Here is a 22,094-nt window from a genome sequence, read left to right on the forward strand (position 1 = left end):
GAATTAAAGAAATATAAATTCTAATTTTATTTAAAACCAGAGGCTTTGCACAGCGACACATGTGCATTGATTGTCAACTTTACGATTCTGACGGCTTTAAACTTGAACAGGTGGAAATAGAAATACACGTGAGGGGAATAATAACAATGATGACCAATACGGAACATTTTATATGATCCCTATTCAGCATGATATCAGTCTGGTCATCGGGTCAACTCTCTTTGCTTTCGTCGCTGGCTATTTTTTGATGCCGATTCAAAAAATATGGTGGCGTGAGTTGCGAAGAAAATTTGCAACACTCATGCTATTTGTAACGGCCGCATTACTGGGGCTGTTGATCTGGTCGATCCATTTCATTGGGATGACAGCGATTCATTTAAGTCATGCCTATCATTTTGATTTCAGCTGGATGTTGCTCTGTTCCTTAAAATGTAGTCAAACATAGTCAAGGACTAATTCGCACTCTGTTAATGTCTTGTTGCCAAACGTGTAACTAGAGCCTGAGTCGGTCAGTTCCGACTTATAGCGATCAGTCCGTTCTTGCAATATACGCTTTACAGTTTTGTAAGGCGTATAACGACTTATCTCATTGTCGTTTAATCTTGCAAGCACGTTTCTCGCAGCATTCCAATCAGCTTGCACAACTTCCCCATTAAAACGATGAAAGCGATCTCCCTTGCGTGTGCCTATTAAAAGCCCACGTAAGAAAGAATCACTTTGCGAAGTGTATGCAGAATTGACTAGATGCACCGTAGAACCTCTACGGTGAGATATACCTGTTAGGGCATCGGCTAATAAGCCTTTAACCCATGTGTTTAAACGTCTATTGGTATTTTTACCATAGCTACGCTTACTTTGGATTGGTGCGGTTAAATCCTCCGCAACAATCACTTTGGCTTTATCAACCAACTTGTGAGTTGCTGTAAATATCAATGTCTTGAGCTTTGCTTTCTGAGCATCTTGCCTTTTATCTAGCTTCTTGCGACCTAGATTATTTAACTCAATTTTCTGTTTCTTGTGCGGTTTGGCTTTAGAAATCGCTCTGAGCTTATTTCTACGTTTGTACTTTTGATTTAGGTAGTCTGATTCACTTGAGATCAATTTACCTAAACCATTGCCATATACTTCACCATCAGAATCCACAAAGGCTTCTGAATAACCTTTATCAACACCTACGGTTTCCTGACCACAATCCTGTGTTTCAACTGCATCATAAGTTGAGTGAACTTCAACATTACCGTTTTTTAGAATGATTCTAAGTGTGCCTTGTGGCGCAAAATCAACAGTGGTGTTTAGTGGAATTTTAATGGTTTGTCGAGGGACTAGACTTGGCACTTTAAGCCAACATTGACCGTTTAGCTCAAAGGTTTTACACATATCCGCACGAACAATAATTTGATTATGTGTGTGATTAACACCATGCTTAAAGTGATTACGCATTTGACGATGGAGGAAATTATCAGTCATCCATTCATCTTTTTTAAGCAAGGTGTATAGTCTTTTTTGTTCATTATTACAGGAGGTGCGTTTTCGGATCGCCTGCTTTACTTTGTCTTTTGATGCTTCTCGATAGGCTTTAATATCACCTACGCAATCACGTAGCGTTTCTTTCCACGCATTTGCAGAAACACCAAAGTCACGACTTTCTTTCATCCACGCATCACGAATGGTTCTGTCGCTGATATTTAAACCTGCAACAGCACCATATTTAGCCCACACTTCGCTACGAACACGACCAAGTAAAACAGCTTGTTTTTCAAGTTGCTTGTACTTTTGCACATTCAAGTTTTTACAGTGATGGATGCGTGTTAGTTTCAAAAAGTTATTCCTTACTATTCACTAATTCTTTAACTTTTTCTTTGTATTTTCTTAATCCATAAAGTCGAGAAGAAAAACAATGAATAATCGCTAACAGGTCTTGAGTTACTTCTTCCGTTGGGGAAAGAGATTCTTGATTCATAATAATAATTTTACAACCATGTCTTTCAGCAAAAGATTCAAACCACTCAAAACCAAAACGCACCAAACGGTCTTTGTGAGCGATGACAAGCATTGAAACTTTACCCATTTCAATATCAAGAAAAAGCTGATTGAATTTCTTTCTTTTATAATTCAAACCACTTCCAATCTCTGACACCCAATCATCAACAGCATAGCCATTTACAGTACAAAAAGTTTCTAAAGCTGACACCTGATTAGCTAAATCGGGCTTTTGAGCAACACTAGATACCCTTGAATAAACAATTACTGACGATTTAGCTTCCGTTGCTTTTATACCGATATATTCAAGGTATTGATCGTGCGTGTAGTATCTGCGATTTTTAGGATTTCGACATGCAACCAAAATACCTTCGGCATCCCATCTTTGTAGAGTTTTAACCGACTTCCCAATCATTTCACCGAATTTAGCAGGAGAATACATTAATCAATCTCCGCTAACTTCTTGAAATCCTCAAGTGTATAGTCTTTAAATATGGATTCATCACAATATATGGCTAGATCATTGTCTTCATCCCATCCACAGATAGGGCATGTATAAGGGGATGATGCGACTCCTAGCTGATTATATTTTAATAAAATATCGTCACAAACCTCATAAAGTTCTGAATCCTCATGATGATCAACAACTTCAAGGAAAATTAGTTCACTAATATTTTCTGCAAATTTTTTGTATTTTTCAGGCACTTCTAGTTGATATAGCTCTACTAAATCATCTAGTTTTTTAGCGCAAGCATCACCAAAAATCTCTAATAATTTTTCCTCATATTCTTGACAGCGCATACCTTGTCCTGAAACGTGAGTACATTCAGAAAAGCCTGTATTTGCATTAATAAAATCAGCATAGGTGGGGCATTTATCGGAGAGTGATTGATTCGTTTTTTCAGGGTACGAAGAACAATCATAGCCTAAATCTACAATATCGGTTTCATAGAAATCATTCTTTGACCACTCACCATAGACCCATGATGCAAATTCCTTAATAAACCCATCTTTATTTTCAGGGGATACAAAATAAGCAAGGTCTTGCTCTACTTTCTTTAAGCTTTCAGTCAAGTATTTCATTGCAAGTTTTTTTAAAATTTAATACCTAAATTGTATATGTTTGACTATATTTGTCAATATAATTATTTACTATCAATCACTCTTATTTGAGTGTCTTTACGGCTTCTATTTTTACCCTCTGGTTAATGATCCAAAGCATCTGGTCATTTTCCCGAGTGGCTCTCGCGATCGTGGTGATGAGTCTCGGGGTCTCAGCCATGCACTATACAAGTAGTCTTAGGGCCAACTTTGAGAGAACAGAGATTACGCCAATCACAGAATCTTCACATGCGACTTATGATCTGTTGTTCGCGGTTGTGTTAATCAGTGCTCTGTTACTGATTGCCATGATTCGTCTGGTTCTCTCGGAATTGCGCCTGGCATCTCGGAATCGCCAACTGCGATGGGCCAATAAAGAGCTCGAAAATCAAAATATCCAGGATAATCTCACCAAATTACCCAACCGTTTATACCTGGCTGAATACGCAGATATCTTGTTTTCCAAGCAACAACATCAGCAGGAAATTGCCTTTTTATATATTGATCTGGATCGTTTTAAGGCGGTGAATGATGTGTTTGGTCATCAGGTCGGAGACCAGTTGCTGATTCAACTGACTGCGCGTATTCATCAGTTATGGGGTGACCGTTCCAAGCTGCTCAGAATTGGCGGCGATGAGTTCCTGATGGTGCTGGAAAATACGTCCGTCAGCAAAGCTTCAGAAATGTCAGAGCAGATTCTAAATCTGATTCAGGACAGCTTCCTGATTGATGGCAAAACCATTAATATTTCGGGCAGTATCGGAATCGCGATGTATCCGGAGCATGGCAAGAATCTGCAAGATTTACTGGTGAATGCCGATGCTGCAATGCTCAGTTCTAAATATCAGGGCCGCAATACCTATTCAGTCTTTAATTTTTCTTCTGATCAGCATGAATCCAAGAGCCAGAGCAAGCTGATTAATGATCTGTATAAAGCAGTTGAAGATCAGCAATTTGTACTGTTTTATCAGCCTAAATTTACCGGTGAACGAAAAATTTGTGGGGTAGAAGCCCTGATTCGCTGGCAGCATCCATTACATGGGTTACTGGGTCCCAATATGTTTATTCATGGCGCTGAGAAAACCGGGCTTATTATTCAGATGGGCTATTGGGCACTGGAGCAGGCTTGCAAACAGATCCAACTCTGGGAAAAAAATAATACTGACTTTTTCCCGATTGCCGTGAATTTGTCTGCGGTGCAGTTTGAGCATAAGCATCTATTAGCTAATCTGCAAAACCTGTTTAAACGCTATAAGATCAATCCGCAGCACTTGATGATCGAGATTACTGAATCGACCGCCATGCATTATATCGATGCCAGTATTCGTACCCTTGAACAATTACGTAATATCGGCATCCAGCTGGCGATTGATGATTTTGGAACCGGACATTCCAGCTTCTTATATCTAAAAAATCTGCCCGTGGATGAACTGAAAATTGATAAAGAGTTTATTCAGGATCTTAGCGTCGGCTCTAAAGAAGAAATGATTCTGGAAAGTATTATTCGGCTGGCGATTAAACTGGGTTTAAAAGTGACCGCTGAAGGCGTAGAAACCACGCTGCAAGCAGATATTTTGACTCGACTCGGTTGTCAGCAATTACAAGGTTATTTGCTGGCAAAGCCGATGCCAGTCGAGTCATTGGAAACACAGGGTTTTCTGTCTTAATTTGAATTTTTATACGCTACTAATACGGTACTAAAGAGTACGGTGAACCTATATTTAGCATTATTCAGCAGGCCAGTTGAATGACACAAACTCCCATATTTAAGCTTCATAACCGTATTGTTTCCGACTCAATCTGGGCTGAAAAATCCAGCAGTCAGCAAGTGTAGATCTTATAAATACTGTCATTTCCTTCAGCCGTGGGCATACTTATTGGCTTTAGAAATCTGCTACAATATCGCCAATTTTCATATTGATCGTTTTTGATCTTGAGCACTGCGGTTCTGCAGTAGGTATTTTCCATGAGTTTTAAAGATGAGTTAGCGGCGCAGGTCGCTCAGCGACGTACATTCGCCATTATTTCCCACCCCGATGCCGGTAAAACCACCATGACAGAAAAGCTGCTGTTATGGGGGCAGGCGATTCAGGTTGCAGGTATGGTGAAAAGCCGTAAGTCTGACCGGGCCGCTACATCAGACTGGATGGAAATGGAAAAAGAACGTGGCATCTCGATCACGACCTCGGTGATGCAGTTCCCGTTCAAAGACAAGATGATCAACCTGCTCGATACCCCGGGACATGAAGATTTCTCGGAAGATACCTATCGTACCTTAACCGCCGTTGACTCGGCATTAATGGTGATTGATGGTGCAAAAGGGGTAGAAGACCGGACCATTAAATTGATGGACGTGTGTCGTATGCGCGATACACCGATTATTTCTTTTGTTAACAAAATGGACCGTGAAATCCGTGAGCCACTCGAGCTTCTGGATGAAATCGAAAACGTTCTGAAAATTAAATGTGTTCCGATCACCTGGCCATTGGGTACGGGGCGTGATTTTGCCGGTGTATTTAATTTAATCGAAGAAAAATTCTACATTTACAAAACCGGTTTTGGTTCAACCATTCCTACAATCGAAATACGTGATGGTTATGACTATCCGGATCTTCGTGAGAAAGTTGGTGAGCTGGCGTGGGCTGCATTTGAAGAATCACTTGAACTGGTGCAAATGGCCAATGAGCCATTGGATCGTGAAGAATTTCTGGCAGGCCGTCAAACGCCGGTATTGTTCGGTACAGCCTTAGGTAACTTTGGGGTTGACCATGTGCTGGATGCCTTCAGTCAATATGCACCGCCGCCGAAGGCCCATCCTACTCAGGCTCGTGTTGTCGAAGCTGATGAAGAAGGCTTTAGCGGTTTTGTCTTTAAAATTCAGGCCAATATGGACCCGAAACATCGTGACCGTATTGCATTCATGCGAATTTGTTCAGGTAAATATGAAAAAGGCCTGAAAATGAAGCATGTACGTCTGGATAAAGATGTGCGGATTAGTGATGCCTTAACCTTCCTGGCCGGTGACCGCCAGCATCTGGAAGAAGCGTGGCCGGGCGATATTATCGGACTGCATAACCACGGCACCATTCAGATTGGTGATACCTTTACTTCAGGTGAAAAGCTACAGTTCACAGGTATTCCGCACTTTGCACCGGAAATGTTCCGTCGTGTACGCTTAAAAGATCCTTTGAAATCGAAACAGTTGCAAAAGGGCCTGAAAGAGTTGTCTGAAGAAGGTGCAACACAGGTATTTATGCCACAGCATAATAATGACCTGATCGTGGGTGCAGTGGGCGTACTTCAGTTTGAAGTGGTGGCGTATCGTTTGAAAGAAGAATATAAAGTTGACTGTGTTTACGAACCCGTGAACATCAATACTGTTCGTTGGGTGTCTTGTGATGACGAGAAAAAATTTAACGAATTTAAGAAAAAAGCCCACGACCAGTTGTCAGTCGATGGCGGTGGTCACTTGACTTATCTTGCGCCAAGCCGAGTGAATTTACAGCTCATGCAAGAACGTTATCCGGACATCGTGTTCCATAATACGCGCGAACACTAAACTTTCAGGTATTCAAATATCGTCTAAAAATATCAAACAGCTTCTCCGGAAGCTGTTTTGTTTTATGTTACATTTAAACTATTCATAACCTGATAGATTGTTTAAAAATGAAGTTCAGCAAGGAAGCCGCCCTCGGTGCTGTCATTGGTTTAAGTCTTGTCCTGAGTGGCTGTGATAAAAGCGAAAAAGAACCGGAACTTGACCAGCCGAATGGAAAAACAACCCCAGTTAAGCAAAGTGCCAGTATTTTACCTTACCTGAATATTCAAGAACAACCGGCCAAGATCGCCTTGCCATTTTGTGAAATCAAAAACTGTATCAATGTCGATATCCAGACTTTATATACGGCTGATCCCTGGATGAATCACTGGATCGAAAAACAGCAGGCCAAGGTAATTCAGGATCAAATTGGCTTAAAACAGGATATGAGTTTACAACAGGCAATGAATGCCTATGTGAAAAAATCGGATGCCTGGCAGGCTCAACTCCAGCTCAATCAGGCTTATGAATTATCGCTGTATACCCGCATTCCCTATCAGCGTAATCAATATGTCTTGCTGCAAATTGGTATTGATAGTAAACAGGAAAATATCAGTGTGTATGAGCGCTATTATTTTTTTGTAGTCGATCGTCAACAGCAAAAAATGCTGACCCCACTGGATATTATCGATCCCAAACAACAGTTGTTAATGGATCAGATCATTCAAACCGCTTATGAAAAATGGTTAAAAGACAATAATCACGAGGTTCAGCAGCAAGCACCGAAAAAACTGTATTGGGGGCAGGCTGAGTGGTTCTTCGATCAGGAAGGGATTGGTCTGCATTATCGTAGTCATGACATTAGCAAAGATGCCAAACAACTGGATATCTATTTAACAAAAGAACAAACACAACAGGTCTTGAAAGCCGAAGTCTATCGGAATATGTTCTAAAGGTCGTAATCCTCTCAGGATTAATTACACGTTTTGAAAAGGGTAATGAATGCCAAAATATAAGAATATTTTTTGTCTATCGATACTGGCATCCGCAGTTTTACTGAGTGCATGTCAGCCGAAGAGCAATGAGCCGAAAGAGCCGACTTCTCCTGAAGTGGTACAAACCGAGCCAGAAGTCCTGAAACTTAGTGGTGATACCGAAAAACTCAAGCTGGTGATTCCAGAGTGTGAGGGTAAAAACTGTCCGGAAATTTCGATTGAACGCCTGAACAGTAATCAGCGCTTTATTGATGAATGGATCGATCAGCAGATTTTGCAACAGTTAAAAAATATCCTGTCTGTCGATGCGATTGAGCCGGCAAAAGCCACTGCTGCCAGTGAAGCCGAAGTGGCTGCTTCTGAACCAAAAACAGCCTTGTCGACGGTCACTACACCAAAACAGCAGCTTGAGCAGCAAATTCAGCCTTCTATGCAGACCTTCTTGAATCTGGACAAGGAGCTCAAAGCACTGAGTGCCAGTCATAGCATTAGCCTGATGATTAAGCCCAAGATTCTGAATTCGGGTGATCCATTGGCGACTGTGGTGCTAAACAGTAGCCATTATCTGGGAGGTGCGCACGGAGCATCTGCACAGCGCTATTATAATTTTGATCTTGAACAGCAAACACTGGTCAAGCTGGATGACATTATTGCCGAGAAGCAAAAAGCCAAACTCGAAGCACAGGCGTATGAGGCTTTTAAAGTCTGGGTCATGGAGTCCAAGCTGGCAAAAGATGTCGCTGAATATGAACAGGCCTGGAAGTTCATACTGACCGATAATTTTTATCTGGCCAAAGAAGGTTTGATCTTACAATATGCCGAATATGAAATCGGACCTTATGTGGTGGGTTTGCCGCGCTTAATGATTCCTTATGCGCAGCTACAAGGCGTGCTAAAACCACAATATCTGCCGCAAGCTGAAACAGCAGCCTCTGAGGCACAGCCAGCGTTAGCATCTAAAGCCGAATGAAATTAAAACTGTTCGATACGCATACCCATTTTGATGTTCCCGATTTTGATCCTGATCGGGAACATCTGGCCTATGCGGCCAAAGCGGTAGGTGTGGAACATCTGGTTCTAATTGGCTTTTTGCAAAACCGCTTTCAGGATTTGTTAAAAACCCACCATTTTATCAACGGGTTGGAAAATGCACCGCATAGCCACTTGGCACCCGGCTTGCATCCGTTTTATATTGAACAGCATCAGGCTGAACATTTATATGATCTGGAGCAGCTACTTAGAGTTGAACAATGCATTGCCATTGGTGAAATCGGTCTCGACACATTTTTAAAGCAGCATAAACAACCTGAAATTTTTCAAAAGCAGCAAGATTTTTTCGCTGCACAAATTGAACTGGCACAACAATTTGATAAGCCGATTTTGCTGCATATCCGTAAATCACATGCAGAAGTTTTACAAATTTTAAAACAGCATCAGTTTAAACAGGGTGGAATCGCACATGCCTTTGGCGGAGGTGTCGAGGAAGCCAAGGCTTTTGTCAAGTTGGGGTTTAAGCTTGGTGTTACTGGTCAGATTACCAATCCGAATGCCAGAAAACTGCATCAGGTGGTACAGGCAGTCGGTGCAGAACATCTGGTACTGGAAACCGATTGTCCGGATATGACGCCGTTATGTTGTCAATGTTCGACTGAGCATAGAACCCGAAATACCCCGGCAAATCTGCCCTATGTTCTGGAAGGTTTGGCACAAAGCTTAGGGCAAGATCAAGCCAAATTGGCACAGCAACTCTGGCAGAATACCCATCAGGTTTTGAATTTGGCCGATGAATAATGCCGGTTTTTATTGCCTGACTGTATCTGCTGTAATTGGGTATCTGTTAAAAAAAGATGCATTATGCAATTTCTAAAATGCCTCAGACTTGGCATCATGCATATATATTATTTTAGGTGAGATTCACATGGCACAAGGACTTTTGGCGGGTAAGCGCTTCTTGATCGCGGGTATTGCGAGTAAATTATCCATTGCTTTTGGTATTGCTCAGGCATTACATCGTGAAGGTGCTGAATTGGCTTTTACTTATCCAAATGAAAAGCTGAAAAAGCGGGTAGATGACTTTGCTGAACAGTTTGGTTCAAAACTGGTTTTTCCTTGTGATGTGGCGGTAGATGCTGATATTGATAATGCATTTGCTGAGCTGGCAAAACACTGGGATGGTCTGGACGGCGTGGTGCATTCTATCGGTTTCGCACCGGCGCATACTTTGGATGGTGACTTTACCGAAATCACAGACCGCGAAGGTTTCAATATTGCACATGACATCAGTGCCTATAGCTTTATCGCGATGGCACGTGCGGCAAAGCCTTTGCTACAAGTTCGTCAAGGCTGCCTGTTAACGCTAACTTATCAAGGTTCTGAGCGCGTAATGCCGAACTATAACGTGATGGGTATGGCCAAAGCCTCTTTAGAAGCCGGTGTTCGTTATTTAGCTTCGAGCTTGGGTCAGGAAGGTATTCGTGTCAATGCCATCTCTGCGGGTCCAATCCGTACTCTGGCTGCTTCAGGCATTAAATCATTCCGTAAAATGCTCGACTTAAATGAAAAAGTTGCGCCATTAAAACGTAATGTAACGATTGAAGATGTCGGCAATGCAGCATTATTCCTGTGCTCGCCATGGGCCAATGGCATTACCGGTGAAATCCTGTATGTCGATGCCGGTTTCAATACCGTGGGTATGAGTGCTGATTTAATGGCGGATGCGGAATAAAAATCTATTCTCTGCCGTGGGGGGAGAGTTCCTCCCTTTTTTAAAGGAAGGTTAGGAGGAATTATTTTTCTTTAATCTTGCTAAACCCTTTCTTTAAAAAAAGAGTAAATGAGCAAAATCCCCTTATTCCCCCTTTGATAAAGGGGGAATTCACTCAAGGCCATAAAAAAGACCGCATATGCGGTCTTTTTTAGATTTGCAGGACAGCGATTAAGCCTGACCATCTACAGCGGCAGTTTGTGCACGTTGCATATTGGCTTCAAATTCAGCATCGAAGTTGATTGGGGTAAGCAGCAACTGTGGGAAACTACCTTTAGTCACCATATCATTCACTGCTTCACGCAGGAACGGGAACAGAATGTTCGGGCAGTATGCGCCCAGGATGTATGGAAGACGCTCTTCTTCAACGCCATCTACCAAGAAGATACCGGCTTGAGTCACGTCGACGATAAAAGCAGTATCACCTTCATTGGTCGCTTGAACAACGACTTTTAAAGCCACTTCAAAATGAGTCTCATCAATTTTTTCTGCAGAAGAAGAAAGGTTGATGTTGAGCTCAGGTTGCCATTGCTTGGTAAAAACTTGTGCCCCAGGAACCTCAAAAGAAATATCTTTGGTGTAAATACGCTCTAATGCCAATTGTGGTTGAGCTTGTTGTTCTTCACTCATTCTTTGATCCTTAATATAAAGTGATGATTTTAGTAGAATTAAGCCAGTAATTCATCGAGTTTGCCTTCACGCTCTAAAGCATAAAGCTGGTCGAAACCACCGATGAATTGATCCTTAATAAAAATTTGTGGCACAGTGCGGTGATTGGTACGCTGCATCAATTCAAGACGTACTTCAGGTGCTTCTTGAGATAGATTAATTTCTTTATATGCGACACCTTTGCGCTCAAGCAACTGTTTTGCACGCACGCAATAAGGACACACAGTCGTTGAATAAACAATAACGTCAGCCATGATCAATCTCCTGTTCGTGGATTATTTGCTTTTCACCAAAGGTAAACCCTGGGCTTTCCAGTTGCTGATGCCGCCATCAAGACGGTATGCATCGGCATGACCCACTTGTTGTAGCGCAGTACCAGCCACCTGTCCAAGGTTGCAAATGAACACCAAAGGGCGATCAGATGCTTTCAGCTCTTCAACATGCTTTGTAATCTGGCTATATGGAATGTTACGGCTGCCGCTGATATGACCTTCACGGAAGTCTTTGGCATCCCGTAAATCAATCAGCATGGCATTTTTTGCTTTGACTAAAATTCCCAGCGACTGCGGAGAAATTTTACGACCGTTACGTTGACCTTCGATAATGAAGAACAAAACTACCAATACCGCGAGTGTTCCAAATAAGAAGGGGTGATTCCCCATAAACTCGAACCAACGTTCCACAATTCACCTAATTACAATTTTAAAATTGCCAAGAGTATAGCTCATAAATATGGTGATCAAAATCACCGCTTCAAGGGTTGAGGCACAAGAAAATTAATTTTTTTGCTGTGCTTCAGTGATTTCATCGATTAAACGCAAATAGCTGTCCAGTCGGCGCGGTAAAATTTCACCCGCACTCGCGGCCTGACGTAAAGCACATTGTTTTTCATGCTTATGCGTGCAGTTCCGGAACTGACAGTGTCCGAGCAGGTTTTCAATTTCAGGAAAACCGATTTGTACCTTATCTAAAGGCAGATGCCACAGGCCAAATTCACGAATTCCCGGAGAGTCGATCAGGGCAGCACCTTCACCAAAACCGATCAAACGGGTTGAGGTGGTGGTGTGCTGACCGAGTGCCGAGTTTTCCGAAATAATATTGGTTTTCTGGGCTGCATCTGGCACGATCGCATTGATCAGCGTACTTTTACCGACACCCGATTGACCGACAAAAGCCACCGTTTCATTTTCCAGACGATTGGACAATACAGTCAGATCACCATCGGACTGGGTTTGCATTACTTCATAACCGAGGTCTTGATATTCTTGTAGCAGAGTCAGAATTGGATCGTTCTCTTTTAACAAATCGGCTTTGTTCATCACTAGAAGCGCAGGAATATCGGCATCGGCACAGGCCACCAGATAACGGTCGATCAGGCCCGGTGCTGGCTCAGGCAATGGTGCAAACACAATCACAATCAGTGAAATATTGGCCGCTACCGGTTTAACCTTGTGATAGCGGTCAGGACGGGTCAATAAGGATTTACGTGGATGAATCGCCGTAATAATTCCTAAACCGGTATTCGGATCGGCTTGCCATTTAACCCGGTCACCCGTGACCAGTAAATCCAGATTGGTTCGGGTATGACAGCGCCAGACGCTGCCTAGTTCAATTTCTTTCCAGAAAGGTTCAGGCTCACCATCGGCGACCACAGGTTTTTCAGGGTGAATGTCAGGAGTAGACAAAGCTTGCACTTCAAGTTGGCGGCCGTAGTGTTGCACTACCAAACCTTCCAGATCACTGGAGGTATCGAGATCTTCTTGACGTGTTTTCTGTTGTTTCTGAATGCGGCGCTGTTGTTGCTCTGTCAGACGACGCTTACGTATTAAGGCCATTCATATCCTAAAAAACCGGGTAAATCAGATGGCAAAAATAGCATGAAGCAGCCCCCGAATGACACCCAAGATGTAATTAATTTGCTACTATAGTTGTTTTTAAACCCAATAAGATTGCACATTTATGAGCAGCACCGCTGATACCCGCCTGATTTGGATTGACCTTGAAATGACAGGTCTAGACACAGACAATGACCAAATTATTGAAATTGCGACGATTGTAACCGATGACAATTTGAATATTCTGGCAGAAGGTCCTGTGCTCGCGGTGCATCAGCCTGCACGTCTGTTAAATGCCATGGATGAGTGGAACACTCGTCAACATGGTCAATCGGGTCTGATTGAACGGGTGCGTCGCAGTAAACTGACGGCTCAGGATGCAGAACAGCAAACCATTGAATTCCTGAAAAAATGGGTCAATCCAAAGTCATCCCCGATGTGTGGCAACTCGATCTGTCAGGATCGCCGTTTCTTGCACCGCCTGATGCCTGAGCTGGAACAATATTTCCACTACCGTAATCTGGATGTATCTTCAGTGAAAGAGCTGGCAAAACGCTGGCGTCCTGAAATCATGAGTGGTCTCAAGAAAAATGCTTCGCATCTGGCGATGGATGACATTCGTGATTCAATTGCCGAACTGAAATACTATCGTCAATATTTCTTTATCATGAATAAAGACTAAATTCCGATGAATTGAAAAGAGGCGAAAGCCTCTTTTTTTATGAGATTGATGCTTTTTTCTTTTGATATAAACTCTCAATCAGTTCAAATATCACCCAGGATATCAGTACCAAAATCAGATGGGTCTGGGTTTCATGGCGATCTAGGATCACATATCCGAATAGGCCTAAAATCAACAAACGAATAAAAATACTCAGCGCATAGTTTTTCTGTTTTTGGCTACTGTAAAAATAAAAATGTAGAGTGATCAGTATAAAATTGAGAGCCAAAAGAGCATTGATCAGCACAGTGTTTGACTCCCATATTTAAAGTTTTATGTATGAATTTTATCCAATTATAAATGTTCCTGAATTTATCTTTCTGATTTTGCTGATAGATTTTGTATCAAAATTTTAGAAGCAGTAAAAAAATGCTGACTTTGCTAAAATAAGCCGTGATTTAACAGCTATTGATGACTTATGACTGAACTGCTTCAAGACGATGAATATGAGCGCCGCTTTGCGGGTGTTGCCAAAATTTATGGAGAAGACAGCTTCAGTCATTATGAAAAAAGTCATGTGATGGTGATTGGCATCGGTGGTGTCGGTTCTTGGGCAGTAGAAGCGCTGGCACGTAGCGGTGTGGGCGAGCTGAGTTTGGTCGATATGGATGTGGTGGCGGCATCCAATATTAATCGTCAATTGCCTGCCATGAGCACGACCTTGGGCCATGAAAAAATTGCAGTGATGGCCGAGCGTTGTCATGCCATTAATCCACGGATCAAGATCAATCTGATTGATGATTATCTGACGCCGGAAAATATCAAAGAAATTTTAGCAGGTAATCCTGATTTAATTCTCGACTGTATTGATGATGTGAAGGCCAAATTTGCCTTGATGCTGCATTGTCGCTTTAACAAGATTCCCTTGATTGTGTCAGGCGGAGCAGGCGGTAAACTGGATCCCCTGAAAATTCGGGTGGCCGATTTATCTAAAACCGAACAGGACCCGATGCTGGCCAAATTGCGTGCCCAGTTACGCGGCAAAGGTATTTGTAAAAAACCTAAAGAAAAATTCGGCATTACCTGTGTCTATTCTATCGATAATCCGTTCTCGAGTGCCGATGTCTGTGCCAGTGCCGGCTTGCGCTGTGGTGGTTATGGCTCTGCCGTGGTGGTGACTTCAAGCTTTGCCATGGTCGCTGTGGCAGAAGGCTTGAAGAAGCTGGATAGTAAAAGAGCAAAAGCCTGATTTACAAAATAAAAAGCACAAGATATGTGCTTTTTTTGAGACGGCGTTTAGAATGAAAGGATTCATTTGCAGAACAAAAATAATGTTTTGGAGCAGTTATGTGGTTCTTGCTGGTATTGATTTTGGGGATAGGGGCCTTGGGGATTTGGATGTGGAAACGTCCGGATCCGGTAAAACGTGATCAGGCCAAAGCTGTGCAGCATGATCTATGGATTGAGCAGCTTGATGCACAGCTCAAGCATGCGGCGCGCTTGAGTTCAGATCCTGAACATCCGAATTATGCACGCGCCTATCAGATTTACCAGAATCTTGCCCAGCAACAGGAAATTCCACAGGCTTATGTCGGCATGGGGCTGATGCATTTGCAGGGTCTGGGACATGCGCAAAATACGGAAACAGCCATCAGTTATCTCGATAAAGCCTTTCATCTGGGCAGTGATGACGCAGCTTATCATCTAGGGCAGATTCATGAGGAGCAACGCTATCAAATGGCTGACCCGGAAAAAGCGCTGTACTGGTACCGACATGCCGTAGCCCGTGGCAATCTGGATGCCCAGTACCGCATCACTGAACTTTCTTCCACTACAGAAACAAATCCAGAAGAGAAGAACGCTGAACAGCAGCGCTTGGCCTTACTCATTCAAAATGCCGGGCAGGGACATAGCAATTCGCAGTATCAACTGGCGCAGTATTATTTAACAGATTCAGCGGCTCAAGATTTGGTTCAGGGAATTCATTATCTGTTTTTAGCTGCGCAGCAAGATCATCTGGCTGCCAATCAGCAGATCGCCGATGATTATGCGCGTGGACAGAGGCTGCCCCAAGACCAGACTCAAGCCCTGCAATTTATTAAACGCTGTATCAGTCTTGGTGATCAAAAAGGTCTCTATGATTATTATGCTGGCGTACTGCAAGGCCGTATCGATACCGACCAGCGTCAGCGCGTGTTCCAGCATTTGATGCAGCAGTCCAAAGAACATGCCGATGCGCATTCCAAGACTTTAATTGGACTAGCTTATTTTCATGGCTGGTATGTCGATAAAAATGAAACCATGGCGTTTCGTTACTGGTCTGAAGCTGCCAATACTCAGCATCCGCCCGCTTTATGCATGATTGCCGCGCTGTATTTTGAACAGCATCTAGTGGCTTATGAGCCGCAAAAGGCATTTGAATTATATCAGGCAGCATTTCAGCTCAGTTCCGATGATGCTTATGCACAAATGGGTCTGGCACTGTGTTATTTAAATGGCATCGGTACTGTAAAAGACACAGCCAAAGCCACCCGCATGATTCAGGCAGTGGCCCAGCAATACTGGCAGATCGAGGCTCAGTCTGAGGCAGATTTAATTTATGTGGTCGGGCGTTTTTATAGTCTGGCGGAATATCCATTGCCGACACGCGACAAAGCCATTCAATATCTGAATCAGGCGGTTGCGAAAGGCTCCAAGGAAGCAGCCTGGTTCCTGTATCAGGCTCTGTCAGGTCTTTATCCGGTCTTTATCCTTAATCCAGAGCAGGCCAATCGTTATCTGCATCAGGCTGCACAACTGGGACATGCACAGGCACAGGCAGAATTGGGCTTGGAGTATCTTAAAGGAAAACAGATTGCGCAGGATATTGCCTTAGGTTTGAGCTATCTGCAAAAAGCGGCTGCTCAGCAGAATAGTGTGGCACTGAATGCGCTGGGGGAAGCGTTTGAAAATGGCATAGGCACTGAGGCAAATATCGAACAGGCGGTACAGTATTACCGTCAGGCGGCAGCGCAGGTCAATGCCGATGCTTATAGTCATCTGGGACGTTTATATACCAAGGGAATTGGGGTGGAACGCGATATTGGAGTCGCGCGGGACTGGCTGGAAAAAGGCAGTTTGCTCGGGCATGAGCGATCAACTGAATTATTGAAAAATGTGCATGCCTATTTGCAAATGAAGTAATTTTTATTGACATCACGCAATATAAAAAACCGCTGTTAGACAGCGGTTTTTTTATGGTTCAAGCTTTGTTTAAGGTAATTGCTGGATTGGACTACCACCTAATGCCTGCATTAAAGTCACATAGGCATTGTACTGGTTCTGTCGGGTTTGTACCAAAGACAGCCGTGCATTCCGTGTGGTTTCCTGCGCATCTAGCAGGTTCTTTAACGCCACCGCGCCATTACGATAACGTACTTCAGTCAGACGTTCGGTACGTTCAGCCAGTTCGACATTACGTTGCTGCAAAGTGACTTGCTTACTGATTTCAGTCCGGTTCGACAAGGCATTTTCCACATCGGCGAAGGCTTCATACATGGTCTGGCGATATTGCATAATCGCTTTTTCATATTCCAGCTCATTGACTTGCAGATCACGTTTCATGTCATTCCATTGCAGGAAGGGCAAGGTCAGACCCGCACCTAAAGTCGCCACCGGATTCTTCAACGCATTTGAAAGCGAGGTACTGCTGCCAATACCTGTGGTCAAATTCCCAGTCAGACTGATTGAAGGATAATAACTGGCTTTGTTGGCATCCTTATTGGCCAGCGCTTTACGCAAACGTAGTTCAGTCGCTTGGAGGTCGGGACGACGGGACAATAAACTCGCGGGTAAGTCGGCCTGAATACTCGGTAATTGAATATTCGGTAAACGGCTTGGCTCCTGAATAGAAAGCTGTTGTACTGGCATATGCAGCAATACTGCGAGGCCGGTACGCGTTTCCACCCGTTGCTGCTCAATCTGGCTTAAGGTGGCTTGCTGGCTTTGAATCGCCTGTTCGGCCTGGGTTAAATCCAGACCGGACACCGCACCGGCACGATATTGTACCTGCACCAGATCATAGGTTTTTTGCGCCGTTGCCAGATTTTGCTGTACCACGCTATAACGCTCGTTTAAATAAGCCAATTGCCAGTAAAGCTGTGCCGTGATGCCAATCAGGCTCTGGGCCGTCGCCTGTAAGTCCTGTGCAGATGCCAAGGCTTCCCAGCGCGCCGCTTCAGTCTGATTGGCCAGTTTGCCAAACAGATCCAGTTCATAGCTTAAGCCCGGATGGCCCAGTGAAAGACCCGTCGAAGCATTGCTGCCACCCTCCAGATCAAAACGCTGGCCCGTTGAAATTCGTGCATCACCGACACGGACGCCTTGCTGGCTTTGTGCCTGTCTGGCCTGAATGCGCGCCTGTTGCAAACTGATGCCAGCCACCGCCAGATCTGTATTCTGCGCCAGCACTTGATCGACCAGACTGTTCAATTGCGGATCTTTAAATAAGGTCCACCATTGATCTGCCAGAATGTCGGCATGGATCTGCTGACTTAAAACCTTATTATTTTGAAAATTGCCAGGCATATTAATCGCAGGCTGCTCATAAGGTGTTTTTACCACTGCCGCACAACCGGTCAGCGAGCTTCCCAGCAACAGGGCACTGGCAAGCTTGGTTAAATTCATTTGCATATCAGGTTCCTTATTCGCGAGAAAGCGCATCGACTGGATTCAGACGAGCGGCATTACGTGCCGGGATAAAGCCAAACACAATCCCGATCAGGCTTGAGCAGACAAAGGCAGCTACAATCGAAGTGGTTGAATACGCCATCTGGAAAGTACCGCCGGCAAAATGGGTAATTAATTGGCCAATCCCGAGGGAAAGCAGCACACCCAAAATACCACCCAAGATACAGACCAGAACGGCTTCAATCAGGAATTGCTGCAGAATGTCACTTTGACGGGCACCCACCGCCATACGCACCCCAATTTCCTGAGTACGTTCAGTCACTGACACCAGCATGATATTCATCACCCCGATCCCGCCGACCACCAGTGAGATTACCGCAATTGCTGAAATCAGCAGAGTCATGGTCGCCGTGGTTTGCTGAATGGTTTCACGAATACTGTCGGCATTCTGGGTAAACACATCCTGCGCGCCATGGCGTTGTACCAGCAAATTCAAAATTGCATTTTCAGCCGCTGCACTTGGGTATTCATCCTTAATCCGCACAATGATGCTACGCACATTGGATTGCCCCAGCATACGGCTCATCACGGTGGAATACGGCAGATAGACATTCAGGCTGTCATTATTGCCCATCATGCCTTTTTGCGCGTCGATCACCCCGATAATCCGGCTCGGTACGCTCCCGAGTAAAATCACCTGACCCACCGGATTGGTGCCATCCTTAAAGAAGGTGTTTTTAGTATTGGTGTCAATGACGACATCTTGCGCCTGTTGCATGACGCTACTGCGGTCAAAGGGCTGACCCGACTGGAAGGTCATGCCACGCACATAGAAGAAATCTTCACTGACGCCGTTGACCGTAGTTGAAGCTTCGATTTCTTTATAACGGCCGGTGACACTGCTATTCACCGATGGGCTGACGCCATCGACATACGGTTGTTCAGCTAGCGCATCGGCATCGGCCGGAATCAGGGTTTTGGACTGTGAAGATCTGGAATTATCCCCAAAGCCTCGACCCTGAAATACGGTAATGGTATTGGTCCCCAGACTGCTGATATTTTCCAGAATCTGCTTTTGTGAGCCATTACCGAGTGCCACCACCGAGACCACCGAAGCAATACCGATAATGATTCCGAGCATGGTCAAGAAAGTCCGCATGCGATGTGCATTCATGGCCAGCAAGGCCATCCGGAAGGCTTCACCCAGACGGTCAACTGCAGAACGCCATGAAGAAATCTTCTTTTGTTCACTGCGGATCAGCGGCTGTTTTTCCAGATGCTCTTCGACTTCAGGAACATTGGGCTGGTCGGAAATGATATTACCGTCTGAAATTTCAATGATTCGTGTCGCGTTTTTTGCCACATTATGATCATGCGTAACCAGAATGATGGTATGACCCTTGGCATTCAGTTCGCGCAAAATACGCATCACCTCAATACCGCTGTTCTTATCCAAGGCACCTGTCGGCTCATCGGCCAGAATCACATCACCGCCATTCATCAGCGCACGGGCAATCGACACACGTTGCTGCTGACCGCCTGACAGTTGACTCGGACGGTTCTGGGTTTTTTCGCCCAGACCCAGATCGGTCAGAATCTTGACCGCACGCGCATGCCGTTCCGATGAATCTGCACCCGCATAAATGGCAGGGACTTCGACATTGCCTGCTGCGTTTAAATCGCCGAGCAGGTGATAACGCTGAAAAATAAAGCCGAAATATTCACGACGTAACTGCGCCAGTTCATCTGCTTCCAGTTCCCGGGTTTCACGGCCTTTGACCTTGTAGCTACCCGTGGTGGGTTTGTCCAGACAACCCAGAATATTCATCAGGGTTGATTTACCCGAACCGGACTGGCCGACAATCGCCACCAGTTCACCCGGATAAATCTCCAGATTCACCCCTTTTAAAATCTGGACTGTGCCTTCACCCGCAGGGAATTCACGTACCAGATTTTTCACCTCGAGCAGAGGCTGCTGTTGTGAATTCATGCTTACATTCTCATTGGGCCACGGCTATTACCACCGCGTTTTGCTGCATCATTGGAAGTATCAGAACCATCGGCAATCACCACCTGATCACCACGTTTTAAACCTTTCAGCACTTGTGCAGTGGCACGGTTATTCAAACCGATCAGCACAGGGGTTGGTTTTGCAGTACCATCGGCTTGCAAGACACGAACCATGGCACGTTGCGCTTTGCCTTGTTCAATCAGCGCAATTTCAGCGTCAGACAGATTTAGGTGGGCAGGGCGTTCAGCGGCAGGACGATTGCCTTGAGTTGATTCAGTTTCAGGACGTGCTGCTGGATTAGCTTCGCTACGGGAACCTTCTCCGCGAGAACCTTCACCCCGATTGGCACGTGCCGGACGATTTGAGCTCTGAATCGCAGCGGCTGGAATGGTCAGCACATTTTTAGCTTCATCCAGCACGATATAAACCTGCGCCGTCATATCAATACGCAGTTTGCCGTCTTCATTTGGCACATCAAATAAAGCGTTGTAATACACCGCAGAACTTGACGATGAACCAGATGTATTTGAATCGGTATTAATCGAATTGGGTGCAGGTTCAACCTGACGTAGTTTGGCGTAAATCTTTTTCTCGTTATTGCCCAGCGTGGTGAAATAAACGGTTTGGCCTTCTTCCACTTTCATCACATCTGCTTCAGAAATTTCAGCTTTGATGGTCATGGTGTCGAGCTTGGCCAGTTTCACAATGGTCGGTGCACTTTGATTGGCATTCACGGTTTGACCTTCTTCGGTCACAATCGCCACAATCGTGCCATCCATCGGTGCCACAATCTGGGTATAACCCAAGTCTTCTTTGGCAGTTGCCAAGGTCAGGCGCGACTGTTCGATCTGTGCATTGATTGCCGTGATATCGGCCTGAGCCGTTTTATAACTGGCAAATGCAGATTCCAGCTCTGAACGGGAAGTCGCATCCTGTGCATACATGGCTTTCTGACGATTGTATTCAGCTTCAACTTTGGCCAGATTCGCCTGTCTCACCGCAAGCTGTGCCATCTGGTTTTTAATGCTGGCTTCAGCAGTTTTTAAATCATTTTCCTGACGAACAGAATCAATTCGTGCAATCAGCTGACCCTGTTTAACCTGATCACCGAGTTCCACATACATTTGTCTCACTTGGCCAGAAACCTGGGCACCTACGCTGACCATTTTGGTGGCTTCTAAAATACCGGTCGCCAGTACAGAACTTTCAATATCACCCTGCGTCACTTCAGCAGTAATATACTGTGGCGGCTGTTCTTTAGGTTTGAGGAAATACCACCCCGCAACGATTAACACAATGGCAATCACGGCGGCCATAATTAGTTTCGTCGGTTTTATTTTTGGCATATTGAGTACGAATTCGGATCAAAGATAGGGATTGATTATAAAAGCGAAATTGGGATAAATCGTGAATTTTTTGAATTATAATGAGAATTATTTTCTATTGGCTGATTTCTGAAAATATCGTCCATACAGACCATTTTAAAATGCTCCATGAATTGCTTGTTCTGACATTGATAACAGGATTTGACCCTCTATAGATAACATCGATCCTGTTTAAAAGATCATCAGGTGACTCTTGAATAAAATGATCACTGTCCCCAACAGTATTTTTTCAATCAAAGCGCTGCACAAATAAAATCGAGTGTGAATCAATAAAGACATAAGACCAAACATACTAGATTTGTTGTGTGATATTTGTTTTAAGGCTGTTTCTGGCTTAATTTTCCTCCCTCTAGTCCAGAGAGCAAAAACCAGTTGAAAATTAAGTAGAAAAAAAAATTAAAAACCCATGTTTTATATATGGATTTAAATAAATAAAGCTTGTAAGATTTAATTCCATAAAAAAATTATGGTTTTACCACTTAACAAG

Annotated in this window: 19 protein-coding genes and 1 pseudogene; 10 read left to right on the plus strand and 10 right to left on the minus strand. The window is 44.1% G+C overall.

Annotation, left to right across the window (positions count from 1 at the left end; genetic code table 11):
* Positions 1–172: 172 nt before the first annotated feature.
* Positions 173–445, plus strand: coding sequence for an MHYT domain-containing protein (locus tag FTU42_RS01950; RefSeq protein WP_257225541.1), 273 nt, complete (start codon positions 173–175; stop codon positions 443–445).
* On the opposite strand, the gene FTU42_RS01955 is transcribed toward FTU42_RS01950, so the two are convergent.
* Genes FTU42_RS01955 through FTU42_RS01965 form a run of 3 tightly spaced genes read right to left on the minus strand, consistent with a single transcriptional unit; the run spans position 436 to position 3,063 of the window.
* The gene (locus FTU42_RS01955) at positions 436–1,818 is read right to left on the minus strand and encodes an IS200/IS605 family element transposase accessory protein TnpB (RefSeq protein WP_039902357.1); all 1,383 of its coding nucleotides are present in this window, start codon (positions 1,816–1,818) and stop codon (positions 436–438) included. The genes FTU42_RS01950 and FTU42_RS01955 overlap by 10 nt on opposite strands.
* Positions 1,819–1,822: 4 nt before the next feature.
* Positions 1,823–2,422, minus strand: coding sequence for an IS607 family transposase (locus FTU42_RS01960; protein ID WP_004280831.1), 600 nt, complete (start codon positions 2,420–2,422; stop codon positions 1,823–1,825).
* Positions 2,422–3,063: a hypothetical protein gene (locus FTU42_RS01965; RefSeq protein WP_160242677.1), complete on the minus strand. Its 642-nt coding sequence runs from the start codon at positions 3,061–3,063 to the stop codon at positions 2,422–2,424. The genes FTU42_RS01960 and FTU42_RS01965 overlap by 1 nt, the downstream gene beginning before the upstream one ends.
* 296 nt (positions 3,064–3,359) lie before the next feature.
* Between FTU42_RS01965 and FTU42_RS01970 the strand changes: the two are divergent.
* The 6 genes and pseudogenes from FTU42_RS01970 to FTU42_RS01995 form a co-directional block, all read left to right on the plus strand.
* Positions 3,360–4,748, plus strand: a pseudogene (locus FTU42_RS01970) (putative bifunctional diguanylate cyclase/phosphodiesterase); the annotation flags it as partial.
* A 299-nt stretch (positions 4,749–5,047) separates the two neighbouring features.
* Positions 5,048–6,640 (plus strand): peptide chain release factor 3, encoded by a 1,593-nt coding sequence (locus FTU42_RS01975; RefSeq protein WP_005095608.1) that lies wholly within the window; start codon positions 5,048–5,050, stop codon positions 6,638–6,640.
* A gap of 107 nt (positions 6,641–6,747) precedes the next feature.
* Positions 6,748–7,572 (plus strand): hypothetical protein, encoded by an 825-nt coding sequence (locus FTU42_RS01980; RefSeq protein WP_180082956.1) that lies wholly within the window; start codon positions 6,748–6,750, stop codon positions 7,570–7,572.
* Between the two features lie 49 nt (positions 7,573–7,621).
* Complete coding sequence (locus tag FTU42_RS01985) at positions 7,622–8,584, plus strand: RsiV family protein (protein ID WP_005172733.1); 963 nt, start codon at positions 7,622–7,624, stop codon at positions 8,582–8,584.
* Complete coding sequence (locus FTU42_RS01990) at positions 8,581–9,405, plus strand: TatD family hydrolase (protein ID WP_180082957.1); 825 nt, start codon at positions 8,581–8,583, stop codon at positions 9,403–9,405. The genes FTU42_RS01985 and FTU42_RS01990 overlap by 4 nt, the downstream gene beginning before the upstream one ends.
* Positions 9,406–9,532: 127 nt before the next feature.
* The gene (locus FTU42_RS01995; RefSeq protein WP_005095616.1) at positions 9,533–10,339 is read left to right on the plus strand and encodes an enoyl-ACP reductase; all 807 of its coding nucleotides are present in this window, start codon (positions 9,533–9,535) and stop codon (positions 10,337–10,339) included.
* Between the two features lie 210 nt (positions 10,340–10,549).
* Here the strand turns inward: FTU42_RS01995 and secB are convergent, their stop codons facing one another.
* The 4 genes from secB to rsgA all read right to left on the minus strand — a co-directional run bounded on the left by secB (position 10,550) and on the right by rsgA (position 12,882).
* Positions 10,550–11,008: a protein-export chaperone SecB gene (gene secB / locus FTU42_RS02000; protein WP_004278389.1), complete on the minus strand. Its 459-nt coding sequence runs from the start codon at positions 11,006–11,008 to the stop codon at positions 10,550–10,552.
* A 38-nt stretch (positions 11,009–11,046) separates the two neighbouring features.
* On the minus strand, positions 11,047–11,304 hold the full coding sequence (grxC, locus tag FTU42_RS02005) for a glutaredoxin 3 (protein WP_100329331.1): 258 nt from the start codon (positions 11,302–11,304) through the stop codon (positions 11,047–11,049).
* A gap of 18 nt (positions 11,305–11,322) precedes the next feature.
* Positions 11,323–11,730, minus strand: coding sequence for a rhodanese-like domain-containing protein (locus FTU42_RS02010; protein WP_005095619.1), 408 nt, complete (start codon positions 11,728–11,730; stop codon positions 11,323–11,325).
* 93 nt (positions 11,731–11,823) lie between these two features.
* Positions 11,824–12,882: a ribosome small subunit-dependent GTPase A gene (rsgA, locus tag FTU42_RS02015; protein WP_005095621.1), complete on the minus strand. Its 1,059-nt coding sequence runs from the start codon at positions 12,880–12,882 to the stop codon at positions 11,824–11,826.
* A 124-nt stretch (positions 12,883–13,006) separates the two neighbouring features.
* Here rsgA and orn point away from each other — a divergent pair, with 124 nt between their 5' ends.
* The 3 genes from orn (at position 13,007) to FTU42_RS02030 (ending at position 16,726) form a co-directional block, all read left to right on the plus strand.
* Positions 13,007–13,564 carry an oligoribonuclease gene (gene orn / locus FTU42_RS02020; protein ID WP_004278381.1) on the plus strand — a complete coding sequence of 186 codons (558 nt, stop codon included), beginning with the start codon at positions 13,007–13,009 and terminating at the stop codon, positions 13,562–13,564.
* Positions 13,565–14,021: 457 nt separating this feature from the next.
* Positions 14,022–14,792: a ThiF family adenylyltransferase gene (locus tag FTU42_RS02025; protein ID WP_005172727.1), complete on the plus strand. Its 771-nt coding sequence runs from the start codon at positions 14,022–14,024 to the stop codon at positions 14,790–14,792.
* 98 nt (positions 14,793–14,890) lie between these two features.
* Positions 14,891–16,726: a tetratricopeptide repeat protein gene (locus FTU42_RS02030; protein ID WP_180082958.1), complete on the plus strand. Its 1,836-nt coding sequence runs from the start codon at positions 14,891–14,893 to the stop codon at positions 16,724–16,726.
* A gap of 69 nt (positions 16,727–16,795) precedes the next feature.
* On the opposite strand, the gene FTU42_RS02035 is transcribed toward FTU42_RS02030, so the two are convergent.
* Genes FTU42_RS02035 through FTU42_RS02045 form a run of 3 tightly spaced genes read right to left on the minus strand, consistent with a single transcriptional unit; the run spans position 16,796 to position 21,568 of the window.
* The gene (locus FTU42_RS02035) at positions 16,796–18,214 is read right to left on the minus strand and encodes an efflux transporter outer membrane subunit (protein WP_180082959.1); all 1,419 of its coding nucleotides are present in this window, start codon (positions 18,212–18,214) and stop codon (positions 16,796–16,798) included.
* A 10-nt stretch (positions 18,215–18,224) separates the two neighbouring features.
* Positions 18,225–20,201: a MacB family efflux pump subunit gene (locus FTU42_RS02040; RefSeq protein WP_180082960.1), complete on the minus strand. Its 1,977-nt coding sequence runs from the start codon at positions 20,199–20,201 to the stop codon at positions 18,225–18,227.
* A gap of 2 nt (positions 20,202–20,203) precedes the next feature.
* Positions 20,204–21,568, minus strand: a complete 1,365-nt coding sequence (locus tag FTU42_RS02045; RefSeq protein ID WP_159138490.1) for a MacA family efflux pump subunit — start codon at positions 21,566–21,568, stop codon at positions 20,204–20,206.
* Positions 21,569–22,094: the final 526 nt, after the last annotated feature.

It is taken from the genome of Acinetobacter sp. YH12102, from assembly GCF_013419125.1.
GTDB lineage: Bacteria > Pseudomonadota > Gammaproteobacteria > Pseudomonadales > Moraxellaceae > Acinetobacter > Acinetobacter pseudolwoffii.